General features: G+C 38.0%; 18 protein-coding genes. 12 read left to right on the plus strand and 6 right to left on the minus strand.

The annotated features are described in order from the left end of the window. The first annotated feature begins 35 nt into the window (after positions 1-35). From fliW to EHR07_RS12785, 4 genes are read left to right on the plus strand one after another with little or no spacing between them, the layout of a single operon-like run. On the plus strand, positions 36-497 hold the full coding sequence (gene fliW, locus EHR07_RS12770) for a flagellar assembly protein FliW (RefSeq protein ID WP_208739849.1): 462 nt from the start codon (positions 36-38) through the stop codon (positions 495-497). Between the two features lie 3 nt (positions 498-500). After that, on the plus strand, positions 501-740 hold the full coding sequence (gene csrA / locus EHR07_RS12775) for a carbon storage regulator CsrA (RefSeq protein WP_012390131.1): 240 nt from the start codon (positions 501-503) through the stop codon (positions 738-740). Between the two features lie 60 nt (positions 741-800). Then, the gene (locus EHR07_RS12780; protein ID WP_135745427.1) at positions 801-1475 is read left to right on the plus strand and encodes a lysophospholipid acyltransferase family protein; all 675 of its coding nucleotides are present in this window, start codon (positions 801-803) and stop codon (positions 1473-1475) included. Next, complete coding sequence (locus tag EHR07_RS12785) at positions 1472-1876, plus strand: OsmC family protein (RefSeq protein WP_135745428.1); 405 nt, start codon at positions 1472-1474, stop codon at positions 1874-1876. Before EHR07_RS12780 ends, EHR07_RS12785 begins: the two co-directional genes overlap by 4 nt. Positions 1877-1887: 11 nt before the next feature. Here EHR07_RS12785 and EHR07_RS12790 read toward each other — a convergent pair whose 3' ends face one another. From EHR07_RS12790 to EHR07_RS12800, 3 genes are read right to left on the minus strand one after another with little or no spacing between them, the layout of a single operon-like run. Beyond that, entirely contained in the window at positions 1888-2715 is an 828-nt protein-coding gene (locus EHR07_RS12790) for a metallophosphoesterase (RefSeq protein WP_135745429.1), read from the minus strand. A 20-nt stretch (positions 2716-2735) separates the two neighbouring features. After that, positions 2736-4970, minus strand: coding sequence for an alpha-glucosidase (locus tag EHR07_RS12795; protein ID WP_135745430.1), 2235 nt, complete (start codon positions 4968-4970; stop codon positions 2736-2738). 59 nt (positions 4971-5029) lie between these two features. After that, positions 5030-5878 (minus strand): sulfurtransferase, encoded by an 849-nt coding sequence (locus EHR07_RS12800; RefSeq protein WP_135745431.1) that lies wholly within the window; start codon positions 5876-5878, stop codon positions 5030-5032. A 172-nt stretch (positions 5879-6050) separates the two neighbouring features. Between EHR07_RS12800 and EHR07_RS12805 the strand changes: the two genes are divergently transcribed. The 4 genes from EHR07_RS12805 (at position 6051) to EHR07_RS12820 (ending at position 10681) form a co-directional block, all read left to right on the plus strand. Further along, positions 6051-6920: an LIC11113 family protein gene (locus tag EHR07_RS12805; RefSeq protein ID WP_135745432.1), complete on the plus strand. Its 870-nt coding sequence runs from the start codon at positions 6051-6053 to the stop codon at positions 6918-6920. Then, positions 6913-8370, plus strand: coding sequence for a S1C family serine protease (locus EHR07_RS12810; RefSeq protein ID WP_135745433.1), 1458 nt, complete (start codon positions 6913-6915; stop codon positions 8368-8370). The genes EHR07_RS12805 and EHR07_RS12810 overlap by 8 nt, the downstream gene beginning before the upstream one ends. Beyond that, complete coding sequence (locus EHR07_RS12815) at positions 8357-9721, plus strand: PDZ domain-containing protein (RefSeq protein WP_135745434.1); 1365 nt, start codon at positions 8357-8359, stop codon at positions 9719-9721. The genes EHR07_RS12810 and EHR07_RS12815 overlap by 14 nt, the downstream gene beginning before the upstream one ends. Before the next feature lie 63 nt (positions 9722-9784). Then, entirely contained in the window at positions 9785-10681 is an 897-nt protein-coding gene (locus EHR07_RS12820; protein WP_135745435.1) for an ATP-binding protein, read from the plus strand. Here EHR07_RS12820 and EHR07_RS12825 read toward each other — a convergent pair. Further along, the gene (locus EHR07_RS12825) at positions 10678-12024 is read right to left on the minus strand and encodes a hypothetical protein (RefSeq protein WP_135745436.1); all 1347 of its coding nucleotides are present in this window, start codon (positions 12022-12024) and stop codon (positions 10678-10680) included. The genes EHR07_RS12820 and EHR07_RS12825 overlap by 4 nt on opposite strands. 82 nt (positions 12025-12106) lie before the next feature. Here EHR07_RS12825 and EHR07_RS12830 point away from each other — a divergent pair, with 82 nt between their 5' ends. Further along, positions 12107-12733, plus strand: coding sequence for a hypothetical protein (locus tag EHR07_RS12830; RefSeq protein WP_135746282.1), 627 nt, complete (start codon positions 12107-12109; stop codon positions 12731-12733). Here the strand turns inward: EHR07_RS12830 and EHR07_RS12835 are convergent. Continuing rightward, on the minus strand, positions 12711-13988 hold the full coding sequence (locus EHR07_RS12835; RefSeq protein WP_135745437.1) for an oligosaccharide flippase family protein: 1278 nt from the start codon (positions 13986-13988) through the stop codon (positions 12711-12713). The two genes, EHR07_RS12830 and EHR07_RS12835, sit on opposite strands and share 23 nt — an antisense overlap. A gap of 3 nt (positions 13989-13991) precedes the next feature. Next, on the minus strand, positions 13992-15002 hold the full coding sequence (locus EHR07_RS12840; RefSeq protein ID WP_208739788.1) for a phosphatase PAP2 family protein: 1011 nt from the start codon (positions 15000-15002) through the stop codon (positions 13992-13994). Positions 15003-15073: 71 nt separating this feature from the next. Between EHR07_RS12840 and EHR07_RS12845 the strand changes: the two genes are divergently transcribed. The 3 genes from EHR07_RS12845 to EHR07_RS12855 all read left to right on the plus strand — a co-directional run bounded on the left by EHR07_RS12845 (position 15074) and on the right by EHR07_RS12855 (position 21112). After that, positions 15074-15895: a lysophospholipid acyltransferase family protein gene (locus EHR07_RS12845; RefSeq protein WP_208739851.1), complete on the plus strand. Its 822-nt coding sequence runs from the start codon at positions 15074-15076 to the stop codon at positions 15893-15895. A 103-nt stretch (positions 15896-15998) separates the two neighbouring features. Beyond that, positions 15999-19373: a methylmalonyl-CoA mutase family protein gene (locus EHR07_RS12850; protein ID WP_135745440.1), complete on the plus strand. Its 3375-nt coding sequence runs from the start codon at positions 15999-16001 to the stop codon at positions 19371-19373. A gap of 38 nt (positions 19374-19411) precedes the next feature. Continuing rightward, complete coding sequence (locus EHR07_RS12855; RefSeq protein ID WP_135745441.1) at positions 19412-21112, plus strand: hypothetical protein; 1701 nt, start codon at positions 19412-19414, stop codon at positions 21110-21112. Positions 21113-21213: the final 101 nt, after the last annotated feature.

Here is a 21213-nt window from a genome sequence, read left to right on the forward strand (position 1 = left end):
TTATATTAGAAAGATTAGAAAGTACAGGAACTAGAATGTCGGTAACGATTCACACAAAACCTTTCGGAACCATCCAAGTGGACGCAAAACAAATCCTAAAATTCCCACAAGGTTTACTTGGATTTGATGAATTTGATGAGTATGCTCTCATTGAAGAAAGTCCAGAAAGTCCATTCAAATGGTTACAATCCACGAAAGAATCGGGACTTGCGTTTATTGTCATCCAACCAGAACTGTTTATGAATGATTATAAACCAGCGGTTTCCGATGAAGAATTACATGACATCGGACTTAGCTCATGGAAAGAAGGAATCATTTTTTTAATTGTTACCATTCCTCATGACAACCCAAAAGGAATGACGGCCAACTTACAAGGTCCTATCATTCTGAACGGTAAAGAAGGAAAGGGCAAACAATGTATTTCTCGGGATGAAAATCACCCTATCCGAAAAAACATCATCGAATCTATGGAAGAGATGTCTTCCGAAAAGGTATAATCCGTGTTAGTTCTTGCGAGGAGGAGTAACCAGTCCATAATGATCGGTGATGATATCGAAATTGTGATAGTCGATATCAAAGGTGACCAAGTAAAGATTGGAGTCAAAGCTCCCAAAAATGTTTCTGTGCACCGTGCGGAAGTATACAAAGAAATTCAGGAAGAAAACAAAAAAGCTGCGGGAACCAATATCAAACCGGAAGATTTGGGCAAACTCGGTGATTTGTTCAAAAAGAAAACTTAACTTGATCTTTCTTTCGATTTAAGTTTCTCTGGAGCCAAGCTCTAGGGAGTCACTTATTCATTGAAACGTAAAATTTTAGTCTGGTTGTTGCCTCTCATCATAGTATGGTTCCAACGTTTGGTTGGCCTTACTTCCAGGTTTCGTTTTTTGACAAACGAACGATACGAAGATTTATTCAAAAATAAAAAACCATTTATTTATTCTATTTGGCATACGAACGTTTTGTACTCTCCGTATTTGCACAGGGGAAAAAACGTAGCCGTTCTCATTTCTGAATCGAAAGACGGAGACTACATCAACCAAGTGGTCCATAGATTTGGAAACACAAGCATTCGTGGGAGTAGTTCCAAAGGAGGATCCAAAGCTTTAAAGGCGATGATCCAACATTTAAAAAAAGGATTACCTGCTGCCTTTACCCCTGATGGCCCAAGGGGACCTGCATTAGTCCTCCAACCTGGGATCATTGCTGCAGCGCAAGTCACACAGGTTCCCATCATTCCTTTTCATTATGAGTGCAGTCGTCAGTGGATTCTAGAAAAGGCCTGGGACAAACATAGAGTTCCAAAACCATTCACTACCTTTGTTGTTTCTTATGGGGAACCGATTTCTGTTCCCAGAGAATTGAATGAAGAAGAATTTGAACAGATGCGTCTAAAAGTAGAAGAGGCTATGTTAAACAATCGTAACCGTGCGATTGCGGAAGCAGAACGAATTCGCAAAGGAGAATCCAAATGACAGCAGTATTTGAAGATAAGGTGGTTGTTTCCACAGCCAAAACAAAATACGAAACAAAAATTTCAGCAGGAAAACATAATTGGATCGCCGATGAACCGAAAGACAAAGAAGGAACCGACCTTGGCCCTATGCCTACAGAGTTACTTGCTTCTTCTTTGGGAGCTTGTACTTCTATTACGATCAGAATGTATGCGGATCGAAAAGAGTATTCTTTGGATTCGGTAGAAGTTCATGTAACGATTGATAAACGATCGGCAGAAGATCATAAATTTACAAGAGTTGTGGTTCTTTCTGGAAATCTAAGCACTGAACAAAGAGAAAGATTACTTTCTGTGGCAAACGCATGTCCTGTACATAAAATTCTCTCTGGAAAAATTGAAATAGAAACCACTCTGGGTTAGGTGAATGGTCACTAAACCCAAAGGGGAATTACAGTAGCAGAACCACCATCCCACTCGATTTTTGTATGGAAATGTTTTCCTTCTTGGATCCTTGGGACTTTGGCCCCATTCACATAGAAGGTTCCCCCTGTGTATTCGTGAGTCTCTCGTTCTCTTTTTTTGCTGATTGAATGGTGCATATGACCTGAGAGAACCAAAGGAACTTTTTTCCCAATGGATTTGGCATAATCAATGGCTTCTGTAAGATCGAAATCTCCCCAATCCCCACCTTCTTTTTTAAACTCAGCACCGTAGATGGAATTTTTGGCCGCACCTAACCCAAAAGGCCCGTTATGCGAAAGAAAGAATAAATTTTTTTCTTTGGTTCCATCGATCAAACGTTTGTACTTTTGAATCGAAGTTTCCATATTGGAAACCATATAGGCTTTTGTTAGATAGGGTTGAAAACTAAGACCTCCACCCATCGCATGAGGACGACCCACGATAAGACTTAAATCCAATTCCTTCGACAATACTAAGGAACTATAGCCAAGTAAGGAAATGGGTTTTACTAGTTCCGAAAGATTCCTTATCCTACGGTTTTGGCCAATTTGCCCTGAATGGATGAGAACTTTTGATTGGATCACTTCCCCAATGATGGATGTTAAACTCATCCCATCCCAATTTCCGGGTATCATATACGCACGTTTGGTGAGACCTTGGAAGGAAAGTTTTCCTAGTTTGGGATTACCACGAAGGTCACCTGTAAAGAAGAGACAGTCATAGTCTGAAGTATTAAAATATTCAATATCCTGATTGTTCCAATACCCGTGGATGTCGCCGATCAATGCAAATTTCATTTGGGTTTTTTCTCCACTACTTAGTCTTTGTTCCGAATGGAATTTATGGAAGATCGAATGAGGCCTTCCGATTTTCCACCGACCCGAAGGAATGCGGGAGGTTTACCAATGGGAGCAGGGACTTGGATTTTTCTGTATCCATCGTAAGTGGTTCCTGTCCAAAGGTGTAACCATCTGCCACGAGGAAGATAAACTTCCTGTACAATTTCTCCACTTTCTACGACGGGAGCCACAAGAAGGTCATTTCCTAGAAAAAATTGGTATTTGAAATTTAATAAATTTTTATCTTCCGGTTCGACCAAATAATTATGACGGACAACAGGGATTCCAGTGATCGATGCTTCTTCCACCAAACTTTGGATATATGGTTTAAGCGCAAAATGGATTCTTGCAATTTTTGCAAAAAGATTCACCGTATCTTCATCACCGAGGGATTTGGTTCCATCAGGTTTGGTATAAGTGTACACTTGCCAGTTTTTGAGAGGTTTATTTCCTTCGTGGGTTCTAAAAACCGGTGTAAAGGCAGATGCTTCAGCCCATCGCAAAAGAAGTTCTTTCGATCTATGGTAGTTTCGGAGTGGATTGGAAATGGTAGTGTATCCACCAATGTCACTATGATTTAACGCATAACCACTTATCCCTGAACTAGTAAGTCCAATGATGGAAGATGCAAGCCCGTCATTGGTTCCGAAACTCACCATCTGGTCCCCTTCCCAAAAGAGAGTGGAATAAGCATTGGAATAACTGTATCCGGCTCTTGTGAAAAATACAATTTTTCCTTCCATACCGGCTTCTTTTATGGCTTCTCGATTGATTCTTGCCCAATCTACCGGATAACGGTTGTGATAGATTTTTGCATCGATTCCAGAATATAATTTCGCATCATAAGGCAACCACTCTCCAAAATCTGCCATCCAACCAGAAAGACCCATTCCAATCATATTCTTTTTGATGAGATCCTTCGTCCAACGAACCGCAGCGGGATTGGTAAGGTCAATGAGGTAAGCGGGAAAGCCAACGGTTTGGATGAGATAGTCTTCGCCTTGGGAATTTTTGACCAAGTATCCTTTGGATTTTGCTTCCGTTAAGAGTGGGTTAGTAAAATCATCTCCCAGTTTTTTAGGATCGGTATCAGCCAGGAAGGAATTAATATAACCTAATACCTGTACGTTTTGATCATTCATAGACTTCACAAATTTTTTAAAGTCTGGATACAAAGTATCATCCGCATACCATCGCCATTTGAGTTGATCACCAAAATTGGTCACTCTTCGTCCACACCAATCTTGGATCCAAAGTGCTGTGACTGGATTTCCTGCATCTTTTGCTTGTTTGACGATTGCAGAAACTTTTTCTGTTCCTCCTTGGACACCAAGCCAAGTGCCGTAGGCCCAATCGGGAAGTTTTGGAAATCTCCCTGTTTTTTTGGTATAAGCTTCAATCAGGGATTTGGAAGAATTTCCAATCCAAATGGTTCCGGTTAATGATTTTTCGGATTGGAAATCCCAAAACTCCACTTTGGTTTTTTTGGTGTCACTAAAATCAAAATTCGCATAACCGCTGTTTTCAAAAAATACAGAACGGTTTTCGGAAGTGATGTAGTGAGGAATGGGAGCGTAAGTTGTATATGCGTTTCCACCGGCACCTGCCATGATGTTGGCTCCGGTAGTGATGGGTTGGTCTCCCCGTCCTATTCCTTGTTCTTCCGTAAATAAAAAGGGAGTTTTTCCTTTGAGTTCATCATAAGTAAACTGTTCGCCTAACCCAAAAATTTTTTCATCTGGGGATGAACCGTAATGGAACTGGATTCTATTCAAGCTGAGATCGGAAAGAGTGATTTTAAATTCTACCTCCGTATCTGATTTGGTTTGGAAAATGAGCTGGTAATCAGTGGAACAATCTTTACCAGTTAACTTTCCTTTGATGGTAACTTTACCAGGTTCTTTTTTGATTTCGTCTATGGATTGTTTGTCACAAGTTTTTTGTAGGCTTTCTTTAAATTGAAAGGATGCCATTCGATATTTAGATATGGTTTCCTTCGTAGAGGACTTAAGGAATGGCTCTTCGAGAGAAAGTTTGATAAAGTCTTTTGAGAGGGATTGGTTTCTTAAAGTGAATTCATTTGTCGATTGAATCCATTGGACTTTTGGAGTGAGGGAAAACGATTCTTCTGTATGCGGAAAATTAGAAATGATGCGGGAAGCACATTCCAAAAAGAACAGTGATAGAGATAAGGATATCAAACGAAATGCCATCGACCCCTCCAGGAGCAGAGATTAGTGGATCGATGGTTTGAGGATTCGTAAATACTTTTTTAAACTTTCTTGCGATCGACTCCACCCACACGAGGTGCCGCCGCCGCCCCTTGTTTGGCACCAAATACAGCTACGGCTTGTTTTGGTAGGCTAGATTTTCTCCATTCAAACCAAGAACCTTGGTAAGTGGTGACATCAATATAACCTGCTTCTCTGAGCATGAGAGCGAGTAAACAAGAGCGCGCACCATTGTAATCGTAAATCACAGTAGGTCGTTCTGGCATAAAAGGAAATCCATTTAGGCGTTTTTTGAAAAGGGAACGTTCGATGAGATTTGCTTCTCCATCGTATAAGTTTCTCCAATCCCATAAAAATGCCCCTGGCAAACGTCCACAAAGAGTTCCTTCTTCTGGAGCAGTAAGACGTGGCAATCTGCCTTCATATTCGTCCATGGTTCTTGCATCAAAGATTTGGAGTTTGGTAAGATTTCGTTCCATAAAGGCCTTGTCGACAACACCTTCAATGGGTTTAGCTTTGTCAGCAATCGGAGGTTCTATTTTCTGTTCCCCTTTTGCTTTTTTGCCGTCAACTGGCCATTTTTGGCCAAGAACATAAGCGTCTTTAATTCCCATCCCACGTAGCAAATACACCATACGGGTGGAAAACATTCCCATTCCTTCATCGAAGACAATGATACGTGTTTTTTTGGATTTTTGAAATTCTTGTACGACGGCCATCATCGGTCCGTACAATTTCTTTTGTGATTCTGGATCAGATCCGAATGCTTTTTTGATAAATGGATAGTAATAAGCACCTTCTAATGTTTCTTCTTCATATGCTGATTGGGAACGACAATCGATGAGGAAGTCACCAGGTTCTATTTCGGTTTTAAGAAAGTTCCAGTTCAAAAAAGTATTCTCCTATTTCTTACATTACTTTTCCCCCCCATGAATTTTTGAAAGTCTGAAAACCAAAAAAAAAGTTCAACTTCAGTTTGAGACATAATGAGAAAAGAAATCAATTGGATGTAGGTTGATTCTATGGGGTAGAGAAGCCGATAATCACAACAATTGGTAATCCATGATTAAGCAGTCATACATATACTTCGGATTAATTTTGTTATTTTTTGTCTCAGGAGTCAGTTTTGCGGACCGCACAAAGACTAACTTAACGCTCCAATCGCTGGCAGAGGAAGTGAGCGCTTGGAAAGAGAGAAAACCATCTCCAGTGATCCGAAAACAAATCCAATCCAAACAAAAATTTCTCTTGGATGATGGAAATTGCCGATTAGAACCAGCATCCCGAATTTCTTCGGTCACATACTTTCGTTTCAGTTGTCAGAAAGTAGAGGAACCAATGTTGATTCAATTTCAATCCAATCAGAAAAAAAAATTGGATCCTGGTACGTTTCGATTAAGGGCTGTTCAGCGAATTGGAAATAAACAATATTTAGAAATTGAAACAGGCCTAGTTGCCGGAGAAACAAAACCACTGGCACGATTGAATACGGATGATACCGATCTAGATTATCCTTCTAAAAAACAAGGACCTGTGGGTACCGAAGGAAAACTATCAGTTCCATCGTACCAACCAATCCAAAATCCAAATTTATTTTATTTTAAATCCATCTCCCAAAATCCCAAAAGAAGAAAAGAAGTTCCATCGAACATTGAAGTTTTTTTTGATTCTACCTGTCCTTTAGAATACATAGAAAAAGATGAAAGTTTTTATTGGGACCAAACGGTTTCTTATGTGTTTCGAATTACATGCATTCGTGATTCCGCTTATAGTTTGATACGCGTGCCATCCTCCTCTTCTGGGAATTTAATTTCATCAAATACGATTTGGAAAGATCCGAAACCTGGTGATCGAGTTTTGGGAAGTGCTGTCTTAAAAAAAATCACAGAAACTCAAACCTTTTGGGAGAAAGTCGTTTTGTATTATGAATAAATTATTTAAACTCTCTGTTTTCTTTTTTCTTTTGCACCACTCGTTGTTTGCTCAAGCAGACCCAGAGCCGGCTGTAGATTCTATTTTCCATTCTGTAGTTCTCATTCGCAACGAAGGTTTTAATACAGAAAATAAAACCCAACCGTGGATGAAAAAAAATCTATCTACTGGATTTGGATCGGGGCTTGTATTACCAAATCAAACCATTTTGACAAATGCCCATGTGGTTCGTGATGCCAAAAGAATTCTTGTGAAAAGTAGTTTTACTAAAAAAGAATATTTAGCTGATGTTAAATACATTGGTTACGATTGTGATTTGGCTTTATTACAAGTAAATGATCCTGATTTTTCGGAACAAACTACAACTCTTTCCTTTTTAGAAGGGATTCCCAATTTAGGATCAGATGTATTATTATTAGGTTTTCCCAATGGGAATGATAGTTTATCGGTAGAAAAAGGATCCATCCTTCGTTTTGAAAAAAATAGATACACCTACTCAGGGTTAGACTATCGAAACGTATTAAAAATCAATGCCAATATCCAACCCGGAAACTCTGGTGGGCCGGCTGTTCAAAATGGCAAAGTAGTTGGACTTGTATTTCAAATTAGTACTTTGGAACCAGGAATTGCTTATTTGATTTCGAACGATATCATTCGCCATTTTTTAGAAGATATTGCAGATGGGAAGTATGATGGATTTCCAAATATAGGATTTACGTTTCAAAATGGAAATCCTAAAAGTTTGAAACAAGCAATGAAGGTTCCCCCAAATCAAACGGGAATCTTTGTGAATCGGATTTATCCTTCTTCGACATTTTCAAAAGTTTTAAAAGAGAAGGATTTTGTAATTGCCTTAGATAATTTAACTATCACAAACGATGGAGAAATTTCTCAGTCCAATAAAAAAGAATTCATCATTGATTGGATCGAAAACAAACAAATGAATTCAAAAGTTGCCGTGAGTTTTTACAGAGCAGGAAAAAAATACGATGCCGAAGTGAATCTTCAAAAAAACTATGCATTGGATTTGTATCGAGATTCAACAGAAGATTATTTTCTGCAGGCTGGATTTGTGTTTCAACCAATCACAAGATCTTTTTTTCATTCTGAAGATGGGGACTTAGATAGCTCTTTAAAATACCATTATAGTTATTTTATTCAAGATTTGTTATATAGATACACTGTCAGAGATATTGTTTTGAGTTATACCTTTAATGATCCTGAAACTTCTAAATATAAAAAGTATAAATACAAAGTAGTTGAATCGATCAATGGTCGAGTTCCAAAAGACTTAAATGAATTTAAAACCATTTGGAAAAATGAAAAAAAAGGATTTATAGTCCTCAGGTTCCGAGGGATGGATTTACCCATTGTGCTTAGGCCGGAGTCTGTTTATCAAATGAACCAACGTGTAAAAAAAAGATATGGTGCAAGTTATGAAGAGTTTTAAATTTATTTTTGTAATTTTCGCAAGTTTTGTCACCTTATTACCGCTTGGTGCAGAAGAATTTGAAGACAAACGAGTTGTTGAATCAAGAATTACCTTCCAAAAGACAAGTCATCAAAACCCTTGGCTTGTTGGGGAACCATTTACAAGAAAATTAAATTTGATTTATGTTGGGAAAGGTCTTTTTTTTGGAGTCACTTTACCCAAACAAAATCCCGTATTTGCAGAATTTGAATCTTTTGATTATTCTGTGCCAAAACTAGCAATTAAATCTTATGATGAAGAAACAGGATTTATACTTTTAGAAACCAATGGAATCTCAAAACTTCCAAAACCAGTTGTTTTAGATCTCAAATCTTTTAATAAACAATGTCCAACGGGTAAGTCTCGTTATGTATTTTTACCTTTTTCAAAAACTCCGATCAAAGTATTTTTGTTTGAGAAAAAAACATCGGAAGAAGCAGAATTTTTCTTCAAAAATCAAGTGTTATGTGGTGTAACAATAGCAGAGTATTTAATTCCAACTGAGTATGTGGAAACTTTCTATAGAACCAATGGGAAACCGTTTCCACATCCAGGTTTGGTTTTTGATGTTAACCTAACTCCATCAGAACGTGAATATTACTCACAAAATATGAACAATCCACTTTTAGTAACAGAAGTGGTTCCAGGTGTTGGTCCAACATACAATTTGTTTCCAGGGGATTTAATCACAGAAATCAATTCAACGTCTCTTACCAAAATTGATGATTGGGATCGGGCAGACAAAGTTTATGATTTAATTTTACGAAAACCAAATGGCACTTTGCGTGAATTAGGTGAGCCTGTGCAATTAAAAATACGCAGGAATTTCCAAAACCAATCAGTTGGTTATGATTTGAGAGCCTATGATTCTAATGATTTTTTGATTCCCGAAGAAGCTAAAAAAAGAACACCATTATATTTGATCGTTGGTGGGTTTTTCTTTACTGAACTTACAAATGCGTATTTAAAAGAGTTTGGTTCTGAATATCGTGTTAAGTCGGAAAAAAAACTAGTATATCTTTCCGATTACTACCAAAAGAAAGTTCACCCTGTTCGTGAAAAGATCGTGATTTTAAGTCGTGTTTTTCCCCTAGAAGGGAACCTAGGATATCAGGAATTTCAAGATTTGGTTTTAGAAAAGGTAAACGGAATTCGGGTCACTTCACTCAGCCAATTAAAAAGTCTTTTACAGTCAGAAGATGCCACCTACTTTGCGTTTGAGCTTTCTGGCGGAAAAATTGCATTTTTCACTCGTAAAGAGATTTTGGACCTCCAACAAGAGTTACAATCCACTTATAAATTGGGACGTTCTTACAACTTAGAAGATTAAAATCCAAAAATAGATTTACAATTGTTATAGATTGGAGTTCTCTTTACTCTAAGACTCCGACCTATGAAAATCCTTTTTGTTGATGACGAAGATACAATCCGGGAATTGTTCTGGGAATATTTTAAGGACGAATTTGACGTCACGATGGCCTCGGATGGACTTGAGGCATTGGCGATCACCAACCAAAATACTTTTGATCTTATTATCTCTGACATCAGCTTACCGAAATTAAATGGAATTCAATTCATTCAAAAGTTAAGAGCTGATGGAAACCAAACACCTTTTTTAGTAATTACAGGCGATAGTGACATCCAAATCGCCATTGATGTTTTTAGGATGGGTGCCGTTGATTTTTTTCTGAAGCCATTTCGAATGGAAGCCCTACGTTCTCGAATTAAAAAATTCGAAAATGCAGATATTGATTTAACCCTTCTTTTTAATAGCGGCGAAATCATACAGTTCAGTTCTGATTGTAAAATCAAACTAAGACCTCAGATTAAAAAATTAAATTCTTACATTGCTTTTATAGTAAAACAAATTTTAAATTCTCCACTCGCTACACACGAAGATTTGATATCAATTAAAATTGTATTGTATGAATTACTAGCGAATGCCATTGAACATGGTGTTGCAGGTGTGAGTTATGCTGAAAAACAAGAATGTTTGGAAGCCAATGAGGATTATTTTAAGTTAGTGGATTCTCGTTGTGTAGAAAATAATTCTTCCGTTTTTGTGGAAATATCGATGGATGACGTAGGTGTAACAATTGTAATTCGAGACGAAGGAAATGGATTTGCAGTTAACCAGATTCCCAATCCAATTCTCAACCCAGCTGCTAACCTTGTCAGTGGACGAGGTATCTTTCTTGCTAAGATGAATATTGATTCTATTGTTTATAATGAAAAAGGCAATGAAGTTCGATTTTTCAAAACTTGGTATAAACTCATGCAAACAAATTAGAACTTCAATCCTACTGAAACGTAAAATCTTAAATATTCTTTTTTGGGTTCTTCTACTGTAAATGGTTCTGTGATCAAAACGCGTGTTTTGCGAGGGTCCATCACGGTATAGGAGGCACTCATTTGTGCAAATAATTTACCATAATCATTCGATAAAAAACTGAGTTTTCCTATCACTTCGTTGCCTTTTCCCAAAGCAGAATCCGATCGGTTTAAAAATAGATCCGTTCGAAAAAAAGAATACCAGTCCCAGCCCATTTGAATTCCATAAATCCGGTTTCCTTTATTTTCAAAGTTGGGATTCTCTCGTGTAGGAACATCTCGAAACTGGGGAGGATTTATGGTGTCTAAAGTTTGATAAAGCAAAAAAGAGGAATAACCTCCAAGGACTCTTGGTTCTGCAAAGTTTGACGCATAACCATTGCTATTTGAATCTAATCGATCTTTTTTATCTTTTTTGGTAACAAGACCTGCCAAAGCGAAACTAAATTTTTCCCCTTGGGAGTTAAGAGATACATATCCTAAATAGGAATTGGTTGCGATTTGTTTTTCGGTCCAAGGATTTGTTGAGGATTTTGATTCGCCGAGAAGTCGAATTCCTGCTAAATCTAAAACCCAAGTATCTAAAAATTTTTTAGATTGGAATTCCATTCCACTGTAGGAATAACGCCCAAAAACTCTTTGGCCTGAAAGAATTTGTCCATTGGTATTATGGTTGGGATCTGTATATATATAATGAAAAAAACGTAATTCTTCCCAAAAGAATGTTTTTTCAGAACTGATATGACCTCCATAAATTTCTCTACGGTATCCAGTCCAGGGTGGTCCAAACCAATTTTCTAATTCTGGTTTTGCATTTAATTGAATGCCTGTTATGCGAATGTTGGATGCAAAAGAAATGGATGCCGAACCATAATTGGACATTCCAACAAAGAAAAAACCATATCGGTCGAGTCTATTGAAACCTCGGCCAACTTCAAATGCCAATTGGACTGATGAGATATCCTTTGATAGAAGGGCTGTGAATTCAGAATCGTAAATGGTAAGTACTTCTTTATCTACCACCCTTCCTTCCGATACACCCACACGAGGTGCGATGAGGATTCCTAAATTCCAACCTTGCCCCGCGTAATAAAAAAGACTCGGAGTTGTTAAAATTCCATATCCATAGTAACGACTGGCTTTTTCGGCATCTAAACCGCCCTTTTGGGAAAAAAACCTTCCGCCGCTAATAAGTTCCGTTTGCAGACCAAATCCCTTGTCCTCCGGCCCAGAGGGAATTGTTTGGATTCTCTCTTTAACAACCACTCGTCCAAAATTGCGATTGGCACGGTCATCATCCATTACCGTGTCCGAATACGACTCTGCCAAAAGACTGGAAAAAAAAGAAAGAAAGAGAAAGGAAACTATCCCGATACTTGTAGGGATGAAGAAAATACTTTTGAAATACAGACATGGATTTCTTCTCATTTTCCCTCTCCTGTTGGTTATTTTTTCTTATAGGGAAGCTGACACTCGTTTTTCTCATGATTTGAGTCGGTTTTTTGAAAAGGCAGACCATAGCAAAGAAGAAGCAGTTTTATTTGCCTATCTGACAGAGGCAGAAAAAACCAATTATTCTGTTCGTCGAAGAAAGGAACTTTCTAGGGCCATTGTGCGATTTTCTCAAAAATTACAATTTCCCGATGGGACATTGTTAGGTGGATATCCTCCAAATCCATCCTTGTTTTTAATGGCTTGGGCAAAAACACGATCAGAGTTTCAGACAAACCATTTAGAAGGATATGGCATTTTTACTTTGCCTGAGTTTTTTGTTCGAGAATTTGAAATGTCATCTGGTGCAAGAATCAATCGTGACTACGACATCCAAAACGACTCAATCCAATTTAAAATGGTAATCTTAAAGTTAAAGGAATATATTTCTGAAGGAAAATCGGTAAAAGAAGCCTATCAGAAGTTATATGGAAAGAATTTCACACCTAACGAATGGGAAAGATTAGAAACAAACTATAAAAAAATATATGAGTTTGTTACTTCCGAAAGTAAGCCATAAAATAACCTGTTAGCAGTAACCAGGAAACAATCTGACCAAGAAAAAGGGATATGGCAGCACCATTCGCACCCCAATCGGGAATGATCCAATAGTCAAATATAGCACCAAATATCAACCTTAGTAAAGCAAGTCCTGCAAGAAGTCTTGGTAATCCTAAGGCAAAGAGTGCCGTTCCTAGCGGGGCAAATACTAACTGTAACAAAAAGTTTGGATATAAAATTTTAAAAACTGAAATTGAATTTGTATACTTTGTTCCAAATAACAATGTTAATATGGGTTCTGCCAGTAATATCCCTGGAGATAAGGCTATGGCAATCATCCCACCTAAAAAAACTGATTTTTTAAGTACATTCGGAAATTCTTCTGTTTCTGCGAGTCTTGCTAATTTTGGATAAATGATTGAATTAAAGGTCGCAAGGATAATGATGAAGCCGCTAAACAATTGTAAGGCGGTTCCGTAGTCTGCTACAATTTCTGGAGGGTGGAATTGGTTTAAAAAGAAAATTTCCAATCGATCAGAAAGGATGGCGCATATGGAGGCAGCAAAGGCCCAAAGATTAAAAAGCAAAAGTTTTTTTTCGCTGATTTTGATTTCTTCTCGCTCTGCGGTAAAAGAAATTTCTTCCTTCCCAAAAAAGAAAAAGAATAAAAATAAAACAAAAATGGGAGCAATACAAAAAATAGCAAGTATGTCCATATAAGTTAATGGATGAACACTTGATTCTGAGAAATAGAGTAATAATAAAAGTCGGACTATGTTTGGAAGTGGGTTCCAAAGTGATAATGATTTGTATTTGCGATAGGAAACAAATAAGCTTTCGAAGTAAGAAATAAACGAAATGATGATTCCGCCGAATAATAAAAGTAATAATACAAAATAGTTTTCATCACCTGCGATATAAGCGACAAAACAAACCAAAGACAAAAACAAAAAAGAATAAAATTTAATGCGAAGGGATGCGTTTAAAATGGCACCAGGGTTTTCCTTACGTTCTGCCATCGGAGAAATGTATTTGATTAGGGCATTAGGTAGGCCGAATTCCGCAACAGCTAAAACCACAGGCAAAAAACCTAAAAAGTATTGGAGTTTTCCGTTTTCCGCTTTGCTGAGTAAGTTGACGGAATAAATCATAAACACCAAATTAGTGATGGCGGAAACAGCTTTGGAGCTACTAACAAAGAAAGAGTTTTTTAGAACACCTTCTTTCATTAGTTCTACTTTTAAAATTTGAAATATCTTTTTAATTTTTTGCATGTATTAGTTTTGCAAAAACTTTCCTTTTTTTATCCTTTGCAGAACTAAAGGAACAATTGCAACTAGTGCAAATCCTACAACCAAGTAACGAATGTATCTTAAGAACAAATCATCTTTCCAAATGGATTTTTTGATAATGATACCAGGTATTACATAGAGTAACGAGATCACTATCGCTAAAACTAACAACCGAACAAGAACCGTATTCCAAAAAATATTAAATTCTTTAGATCCCAGAGAAAAACTACATTTAGGAAGGGACCAATCTAAAAATTCTGGTTTGCTAAACCTGGGATAAAATAGAACTCCCATCCAAAAACCGGCAAGAGCTCCACTTGCCATAAGGACTCCCGACAAACTATGGTGATGTTCGACGGATAAAAAAGGTGAATCCAATGAGATGGGAGATAAAGTAACAACAATACCTAGTAAACTTAAGGTTCTGTATTTTTCAGTTTGTAAGAAGGTCGGAATCGAATCTTTTTTATAAAATCGATCGAGAAAAAATAAAAGAATCAGTAAATGAACCACACCCAATCCAAATCCCAAGCTAACGTCTCCCAAATAATGAACTTTAAGATACATTCTGGAAAAAGGCATAAAAAGGATAATGAGGACAGAAAGAACTCGAAACCAAAGTTTGGGAATTCGATAGGCTAACAATCCCCAAACGACAACTGCTGAATATACATGGCCTGATGGTAAACCAAATGCTTTTTCATCAAAGGCTTCAGGATAAGGAAAAGGTCTTGGGCTTTCAAAATAGAATTTTAATAGAGAAACCATCACAGCAGAAGTAAGTAACCCGAGAGAAAGTTCGAAGGCTAGTTTTGGCCGGTAGTAAATATAAACAAAGGAAATGAGGCCCAAAAAAAAGCTACTTCCTCCCAGGAAATGGCAGATAGTCGAAATCACGACGAAGATTCCACCAAGAGTTGGATCCCAATTGTGTAAGGAATCGAGAGGGACGGGCGAGAACCAAAGGGAGTTCTGTGCTAAGAGGAGTTCTTTCATAGGAATTTCCATCTAAGATGAAAATCCAACTTGATTTCATAAAGTTTTATTTTGAAATATGTGATGTTTCTATGGATTCAAACCAAAACGCTGCAGATATATTAGAAAGTCTCTTTGTGATCCCCCGGGAAGTTCCCAAAACCGTCCTCCGTAACCTTTTGGAGCTAATTTATGACGTAAAAGTGACTGGATACGAAAATATTCCAGAATCCGGTGGAGCTCTCATTGTCTCAAACCATACTGATTATTTGGACATTGCGGTCCAAGGTGCCTTTGCCGACCGAAAAATCGTTTACTTAGGCAAATATGAGCTCTTCCACCCGCAAGAAGAGATTATGGCCATCATCAATCATAAAAACTCTCCATTTCATTATCCACCCTTAAGCCTAACCAAACCAGTCATTGAAGTTTTGGTGAATTCTCTCGGGAGTGTGGTGAAAAAAAACCTGATCAATTGGGGGAGTATGCCCATCATCCGCAATGCCGCCAAGGAATCCGAAATGGATAAACGAGCAGCGATGGAATACTATGAAAAATTAGAGAATTACATGGTTGATCTCATGAAAGAGGGAGAACTTCTTTCCATTTACCCAGAAGGTTCAAGGTCGGAAACGGGGGAACTCCAATCCTTTCGGGCTATGGCGGCTAAACTGGCGATTCGGGCAGGAGTTCCAGTCATTCCTTCTGGAATTGTTGGTGCTACCAATATGTCCAAACCTAAGGCCTTTCTTACCGGAGATGCATTTAAAACCAAAATTCGTTACGTGATTGGCAAACCCATCCTTCCTTCTGAATTTCCTACGGGTCCGGAGAAAAAAGCGGCCAAAGAACTGACAGAAATTCTGGAAAACCGAGTGCGGGAGCTAATGAAACAGGCGGAATCCGTACTTTAGTCTCGACCTTTTAGAAAAATATGGCATAGTTTTCGAAAGCTATGTCATTCCCGTCACATTTTACAATTGAACCCGTACCAATCCTTTTAGAACGTTGTTCTCTATGACCACCGAAATCCTTACTTACACCCCCAAAAACAAAATTCGCTTTGTGACGGCGGCCTCTCTCTTTGATGGCCACGATGCCTCCATCAATATCATGCGGAGGATTTTGCAGCAAAGTGGGGTGGAAGTGATCCACTTGGGACACAACCGAAGTGTACAAGAGATTGTCCAATGTGCCATCCAAGAAGATGTCCAAGGCATTGCCATTACCAGTTACCAAGGTGGTCATGTGGAATATTTCCAATACATGATTGATCTTTTAAAAAAAGAAGGAGCAGGTCATATTCGCGTGTTTGGTGGAGGTGGCGGAACCATTCTTCCTTCCGAGATTGAAGTCCTTCACAAATATGGTGTGGCTCATATTTATTCCCCTGATGAAGGAAGGACTCTTGGTCTGCAAGGGATGATTAATGATGTGGTCAAACAATCTGATTTCCCTACGCCACTTTCATTTAACGGAAATTTGGCGTCACAAATCCAAAACAAAAATTATTTAGCACTGGGACAGGCCATCACACAGATGGAATTTTCTCTTTTGCAAGAAAAAACAAATTATTCGATCAATTTAGAATTTCCGCCACCGAAAAAAAACATTCCTGTTCTTGGAATTACAGGAACTGGTGGTGCCGGTAAATCTTCTTTGACTGATGAACTTGTTCGTAGGTACTTACATGATTTTCCAAACCAAACCATAGCGATATTGTCTGTGGACCCATCCAAACGAAAAACAGGTGGAGCTCTTCTTGGAGACCGAATTCGAATGAATTCGATTTTTAACGAACGAGTGTATATGAGAAGTTTTGCGACAAGAGAAGCAAACATTGCTCTCAACCGCAGTGTGAAAGGTGCCATTCAAATTTTAAAGTCTGCAGGATATGATCTTATCATTGTTGAAACTGCAGGGATTGGACAAAGTGATTCTGAAATTACAGAAGTCGCCGATGTTTCGTTATACGTGATGACACCGGAATATGGAGCTGCTACCCAATTAGAAAAAATCGATATGATCGATTATGCAGATGTAATTTCTATCAACAAGTTTGACAAACGTGGAGCCCTTGATGCCCTTCGTGATGTTAAAAAACAATACCAAAGGTCTCGCAATTTATTTAATGATTCAGTGGATTCAATGCCTGTGTATGGAACCATTGCTTCGCAGTTCCAAGATACAGGAACGGATGAACTTTATGCTCATTTGATTGGAGTTGTCATTGAAAAGTGCCAATTAGATTGGAAAACAAACAGTTCCAAAAATCAAAAAGGAAACGAAGCCTCCGTTGTGCTTCCTCCCGATCGTGTAAGGTATCTCACAGAAATTAAAGAAGAAATTGATAGGAATTCCGAGTGGATTTCGAAAGAAGCTGAAATTGCAAGATCCGCTTACCAACTGAAAGGTGCTATTTCTGTTTTATCCAAAAAAGGAAAACCAACTTCTGACTTAGAATCCGAATACCAATTGTTATGGGATTCTTTGTCATTGGATTCACGAAATATTCTAGATACATGGTCGGAAAAAATTGAATCTTTTCGTAAGGAACAATATTCCTATTTCGTCCGTGGGAAAGAAATCAAAGTAGATAACTATACAGTTTCCTTAAGCCATTTAAAAATTCCCAAAATTGCCACTCCTCGTTTTGTAGATTGGGGTGATATATTACAGTGGTCTTACCAAGAAAACTTTCCCGGGTTTTTTCCTTATACGGCGGGAGTGTATCCTTACAAACGAAGTGGAGAAGATCCAACTCGTATGTTTGCGGGAGAAGGTGGACCCGAAAGAACGAATCGTCGTTTTCATTATTTGAGTTCAGGGATGCCCGCCAAACGACTGTCAACTGCCTTTGATTCGGTAACATTATACGGGGAAGATCCAGACATTCGTCCTGATATTTATGGAAAGATTGGAAATTCTGGTGTGAATGTCGCCACACTGGATGATGCCAAAAAACTGTATTCCGGTTTTGATCTTTGTGATCCATCCACATCTGTGTCCATGACCATCAATGGTCCCGCACCGATGGTTCTTGCTTTTTTTCTAAATGCGGCCATTGACCAAGCTTGCGAAAAATACATTCGTGCCGAAGGGAAAACAGAGGAAGTTAAATCCCAAATTCAAAAAATCTATGCAGCCAAAGGACAAGCGGTTCCGAGTTTTGGTGGGTCTCTCCCGGAAACTAACGATGGTTTGGGTTTAATGTTACTTGGTGTGACGGGTGATGAAGTATTACCTAAAGATGTATATGCAAAATTAAAAAAAGATGCCCTGTCCCAAGTGAGAGGAACAGTGCAAGCGGACATTTTAAAAGAAGATCAGGCTCAGAACACTTGTATTTTCTCTACAGAATTTGCCTTAAAGATGATGGGAGACATCCAACACCATTTCATCCAAAATGCAGTTCGGAATTTTTATTCTGTTTCCATCAGTGGTTACCATATTGCAGAGGCAGGTGCCAATCCGATCACCCAAGTTGCTTTTACATTAGCCAACGGATTTACCTATGTAGAATACTACTTAAGCCGAGGGATGGACATTAACGAGTTTGCACCGAACCTTTCCTTCTTTTTTTCCAATGGGATTGATCCTGAGTATTCGGTGATTGGACGTGTGGCACGACGAATTTGGGCCAAAGCCATGAAGTTCAAATATCGTGCGAATGAACGTTCCCAAATGTTAAAATATCATATCCAAACATCGGGTAGGTCTTTACACTCTCAAGAAATTGACTTTAATGATATACGAACCACATTACAAGCATTATATGCAATTTATGACAATTGTAATTCTCTTCATACCAATGCTTATGATGAAGCCATCACAACTCCTACAGAAGAATCGGTGCGAAGGGCCGTTGCCATCCAGCTCATCATCAATCGGGAACTTGGTCTTGCCAAAAATGAAAATCCGTTACAAGGTGCCTTTATCATTGAAGAACTAACAAACCTTGTAGAAGAAGCGATCTTAACCGAATTCAACAGACTCACCGAAAGGGGTGGAGTACTTGGAGCGATGGAGCGGATGTACCAAAGGAATAAAATCCAAGAAGAGTCCCTCCATTATGAAACTTTGAAACATACAGGTGAATATCCAATCATTGGTGTGAATACATTTCTCAATCGAAATGGATCGCCAACCGTCATCCCAGGTGAGGTGATTCGTTCGACAGATGAGGAGAAACAGCAACAAATTGGAAATTTGAAGGCGTTTCAAAAACGAAATGAAGGCAAAACGGATATTGCCATTACAAAATTAAAACAAGTGGCTCGTGCGAAAGAAAATATCTTTCAAGAGTTATTGGAAACAGTGAAAGTGGCGTCCTTGGGGCAAATCTCTCATGCTTTGTATGAAGTGGGAGGTCAGTACCGCCGCAACATGTAAACAAAGGAAAGGGTAGTGCACCTACCCTTGGTGAATTTATGATTTCTTGGGATTTGATCAAAAAACACAAATTGGGAATTCCATTACTCTGGGACATAACAATGGTTTTTGTTGTCCTTGGGAACTTAGCACTTATCATTTTTGATCTAAGTTATTTAAGTTTACGGCCGTTTTACTTTCACAAGTTTCCAGAAATTTTGGAACTTTATGACAAACCAATTTTAGGAATTGAAGCTCACAGAACCACAACCGCTTACACTGATTTGGTGGATGATTTAAAATATTTAACCCAACTACGTGATGATAGTTTTCGAGAAAACCAAAGAAAAATTACAAGAGAAGAAATTTACAAAACTCTTACTACTTTAAAGACGCAAGTCTCCAGTGAAAAATTTGATTCCTTGTATGCTAACTTTGAGTCGGCTATTCAAATTGAAGACGTACAAGTCCGCCGAAAAAAAGTGGAAGAGACTTTGGTTCAGTTAAACGACTTTTTTAGCGTTTTAGAAGAAACAGATGAAATCACAACTCTTGGTGAACTTTCTGAAAAATATGCTTTTATCAATCGTTTGAGTGTTGAAACAAATGAATCTAAAGAAATTTTATCCATTTTTCAAAAGATGGACAAACGGATGTTAGAGATTGTGGAAACCAATCCTTTTGCTATGTCTGGGCAAACAAAATTTTTAACTGAAATTCAAACTACTATCAAAAATGAATACCAAACTCACAAAACAAAAGCAAGAGACATCAAACTAAGGCAAGAATTGGATCCTGTTTTAAACAGAGATCGTATTCCATCCACGGTTGTGGCGTTTGCTTGGTTTTGGAGAGATCAAAACAGATCTCTCGAACAAAAAATTGATTTTTTTAATTCACATTTTAGAGAGTATTTTTCCCTTAATTATTACAGAGCCATTGCCTCCGATGGAAGTCCCGTAAACAATTATTTGTTGTTAGATGCTCCATTTTTGTTTTTCTTTTTGGCTGAATTTATCCTAAGTTGGCTCATTGCCATTCGTAATAAATCTTATATTGCTTGGTTTTTGTATCCGATTTATCATTGGTATGATGTTTTAGGACTCATTCCGATAGCTACATTCCGTTTTTTCCGTTTGGTTCGGGTATATAAAATTTATCTGATGTTACAAACCAATCAGTTTACTCGTATATTAGGAAACGACTTGATTAGTAAAACTTTGCGATATTATTCCAATATCATCAAAGAAGAAATTTCGGACATTGTTACGATTCAGATCCTTACAGAAACACAAAATGAAGTGAAGTCGGGGAACTCACTCGACCAACTTGTAAATGCGATTGACCAAAACCGAGATGAATTAAAAAAAGTAGCGATTAAAAATATTGCCAAGTCGGCTCAAAATCCAAACTTACAAGCGTTAATTCAAAATTTGGTGACTGAGGTTTCAGAGCGAGTTTCGGCAAATATGAAACCGATATCTTTGCTACCTAAAGACATGCAAGCCAATCTCACCAAACAAATTAGTTTAACGATATATTCAGCAATTTCGCAAGCAACGGTGGCTATGGCGACAGATCCTTCGGGAAGAAAGTCAATCGAGAACTTAATTGATTACATCATCGATGAAATGATTCTTATTGCCCAAGATCCTGATATGGTGAAACTCAATACCAACATTAGTGTGGCTCTCATTGAAAATATGAAGAAGTCCATTGGTGAAAAAAAATGGCTCAAGGCAGAAATTGGGAGTAGTTAATTTTCTGCCTTTCAGTGAATTTTTTTCTTATAAATTTCGAACACTGTTTTATAAAGAAAAAAGTCTTGTTTTCTCAGGAAAACAAGATGTGATCGATCCAC

It is taken from the genome of Leptospira bandrabouensis, from assembly GCF_004770905.1.
In the GTDB taxonomy this organism is placed as follows: domain Bacteria; phylum Spirochaetota; class Leptospiria; order Leptospirales; family Leptospiraceae; genus Leptospira_A; species Leptospira_A bandrabouensis.

Excerpts from the sequence above, each read along its gene's own strand:
- EHR07_RS12840 (WP_208739788.1), bottom strand. The coding sequence starts at position 15,002 with ATGAAAGAACTCCTCTTAGCACAGAACTCCCTTTGGTTCTCGCCCGTC.
- EHR07_RS12790 (WP_135745429.1), bottom strand. The coding sequence starts at position 2,715 with ATGAAATTTGCATTGATCGGCGACATCCACGGGTATTGGAACAATCAG.
- EHR07_RS12785 (WP_135745428.1), top strand. The coding sequence starts at position 1,472 with ATGACAGCAGTATTTGAAGATAAGGTGGTTGTTTCCACAGCCAAAACA.
- EHR07_RS12820 (WP_135745435.1), top strand. The coding sequence starts at position 9,785 with ATGAAAATCCTTTTTGTTGATGACGAAGATACAATCCGGGAATTGTTC.
- fliW (WP_208739849.1), top strand. The coding sequence starts at position 36 with ATGTCGGTAACGATTCACACAAAACCTTTCGGAACCATCCAAGTGGAC.
- EHR07_RS12845 (WP_208739851.1), top strand. The coding sequence starts at position 15,074 with ATGGATTCAAACCAAAACGCTGCAGATATATTAGAAAGTCTCTTTGTG.
- EHR07_RS12795 (WP_135745430.1), bottom strand. The coding sequence starts at position 4,970 with ATGGCATTTCGTTTGATATCCTTATCTCTATCACTGTTCTTTTTGGAA.
- EHR07_RS12815 (WP_135745434.1), top strand. The coding sequence starts at position 8,357 with ATGAAGAGTTTTAAATTTATTTTTGTAATTTTCGCAAGTTTTGTCACC.
- EHR07_RS12810 (WP_135745433.1), top strand. The coding sequence starts at position 6,913 with ATGAATAAATTATTTAAACTCTCTGTTTTCTTTTTTCTTTTGCACCAC.
- EHR07_RS12855 (WP_135745441.1), top strand. The coding sequence starts at position 19,412 with ATGATTTCTTGGGATTTGATCAAAAAACACAAATTGGGAATTCCATTA.
- EHR07_RS12835 (WP_135745437.1), bottom strand. The coding sequence starts at position 13,988 with ATGCAAAAAATTAAAAAGATATTTCAAATTTTAAAAGTAGAACTAATG.
- EHR07_RS12830 (WP_135746282.1), top strand. The coding sequence starts at position 12,107 with ATGAAGAAAATACTTTTGAAATACAGACATGGATTTCTTCTCATTTTC.
- EHR07_RS12805 (WP_135745432.1), top strand. The coding sequence starts at position 6,051 with ATGATTAAGCAGTCATACATATACTTCGGATTAATTTTGTTATTTTTT.
- EHR07_RS12825 (WP_135745436.1), bottom strand. The coding sequence starts at position 12,024 with ATGGATGATGACCGTGCCAATCGCAATTTTGGACGAGTGGTTGTTAAA.
- EHR07_RS12850 (WP_135745440.1), top strand. The coding sequence starts at position 15,999 with ATGACCACCGAAATCCTTACTTACACCCCCAAAAACAAAATTCGCTTT.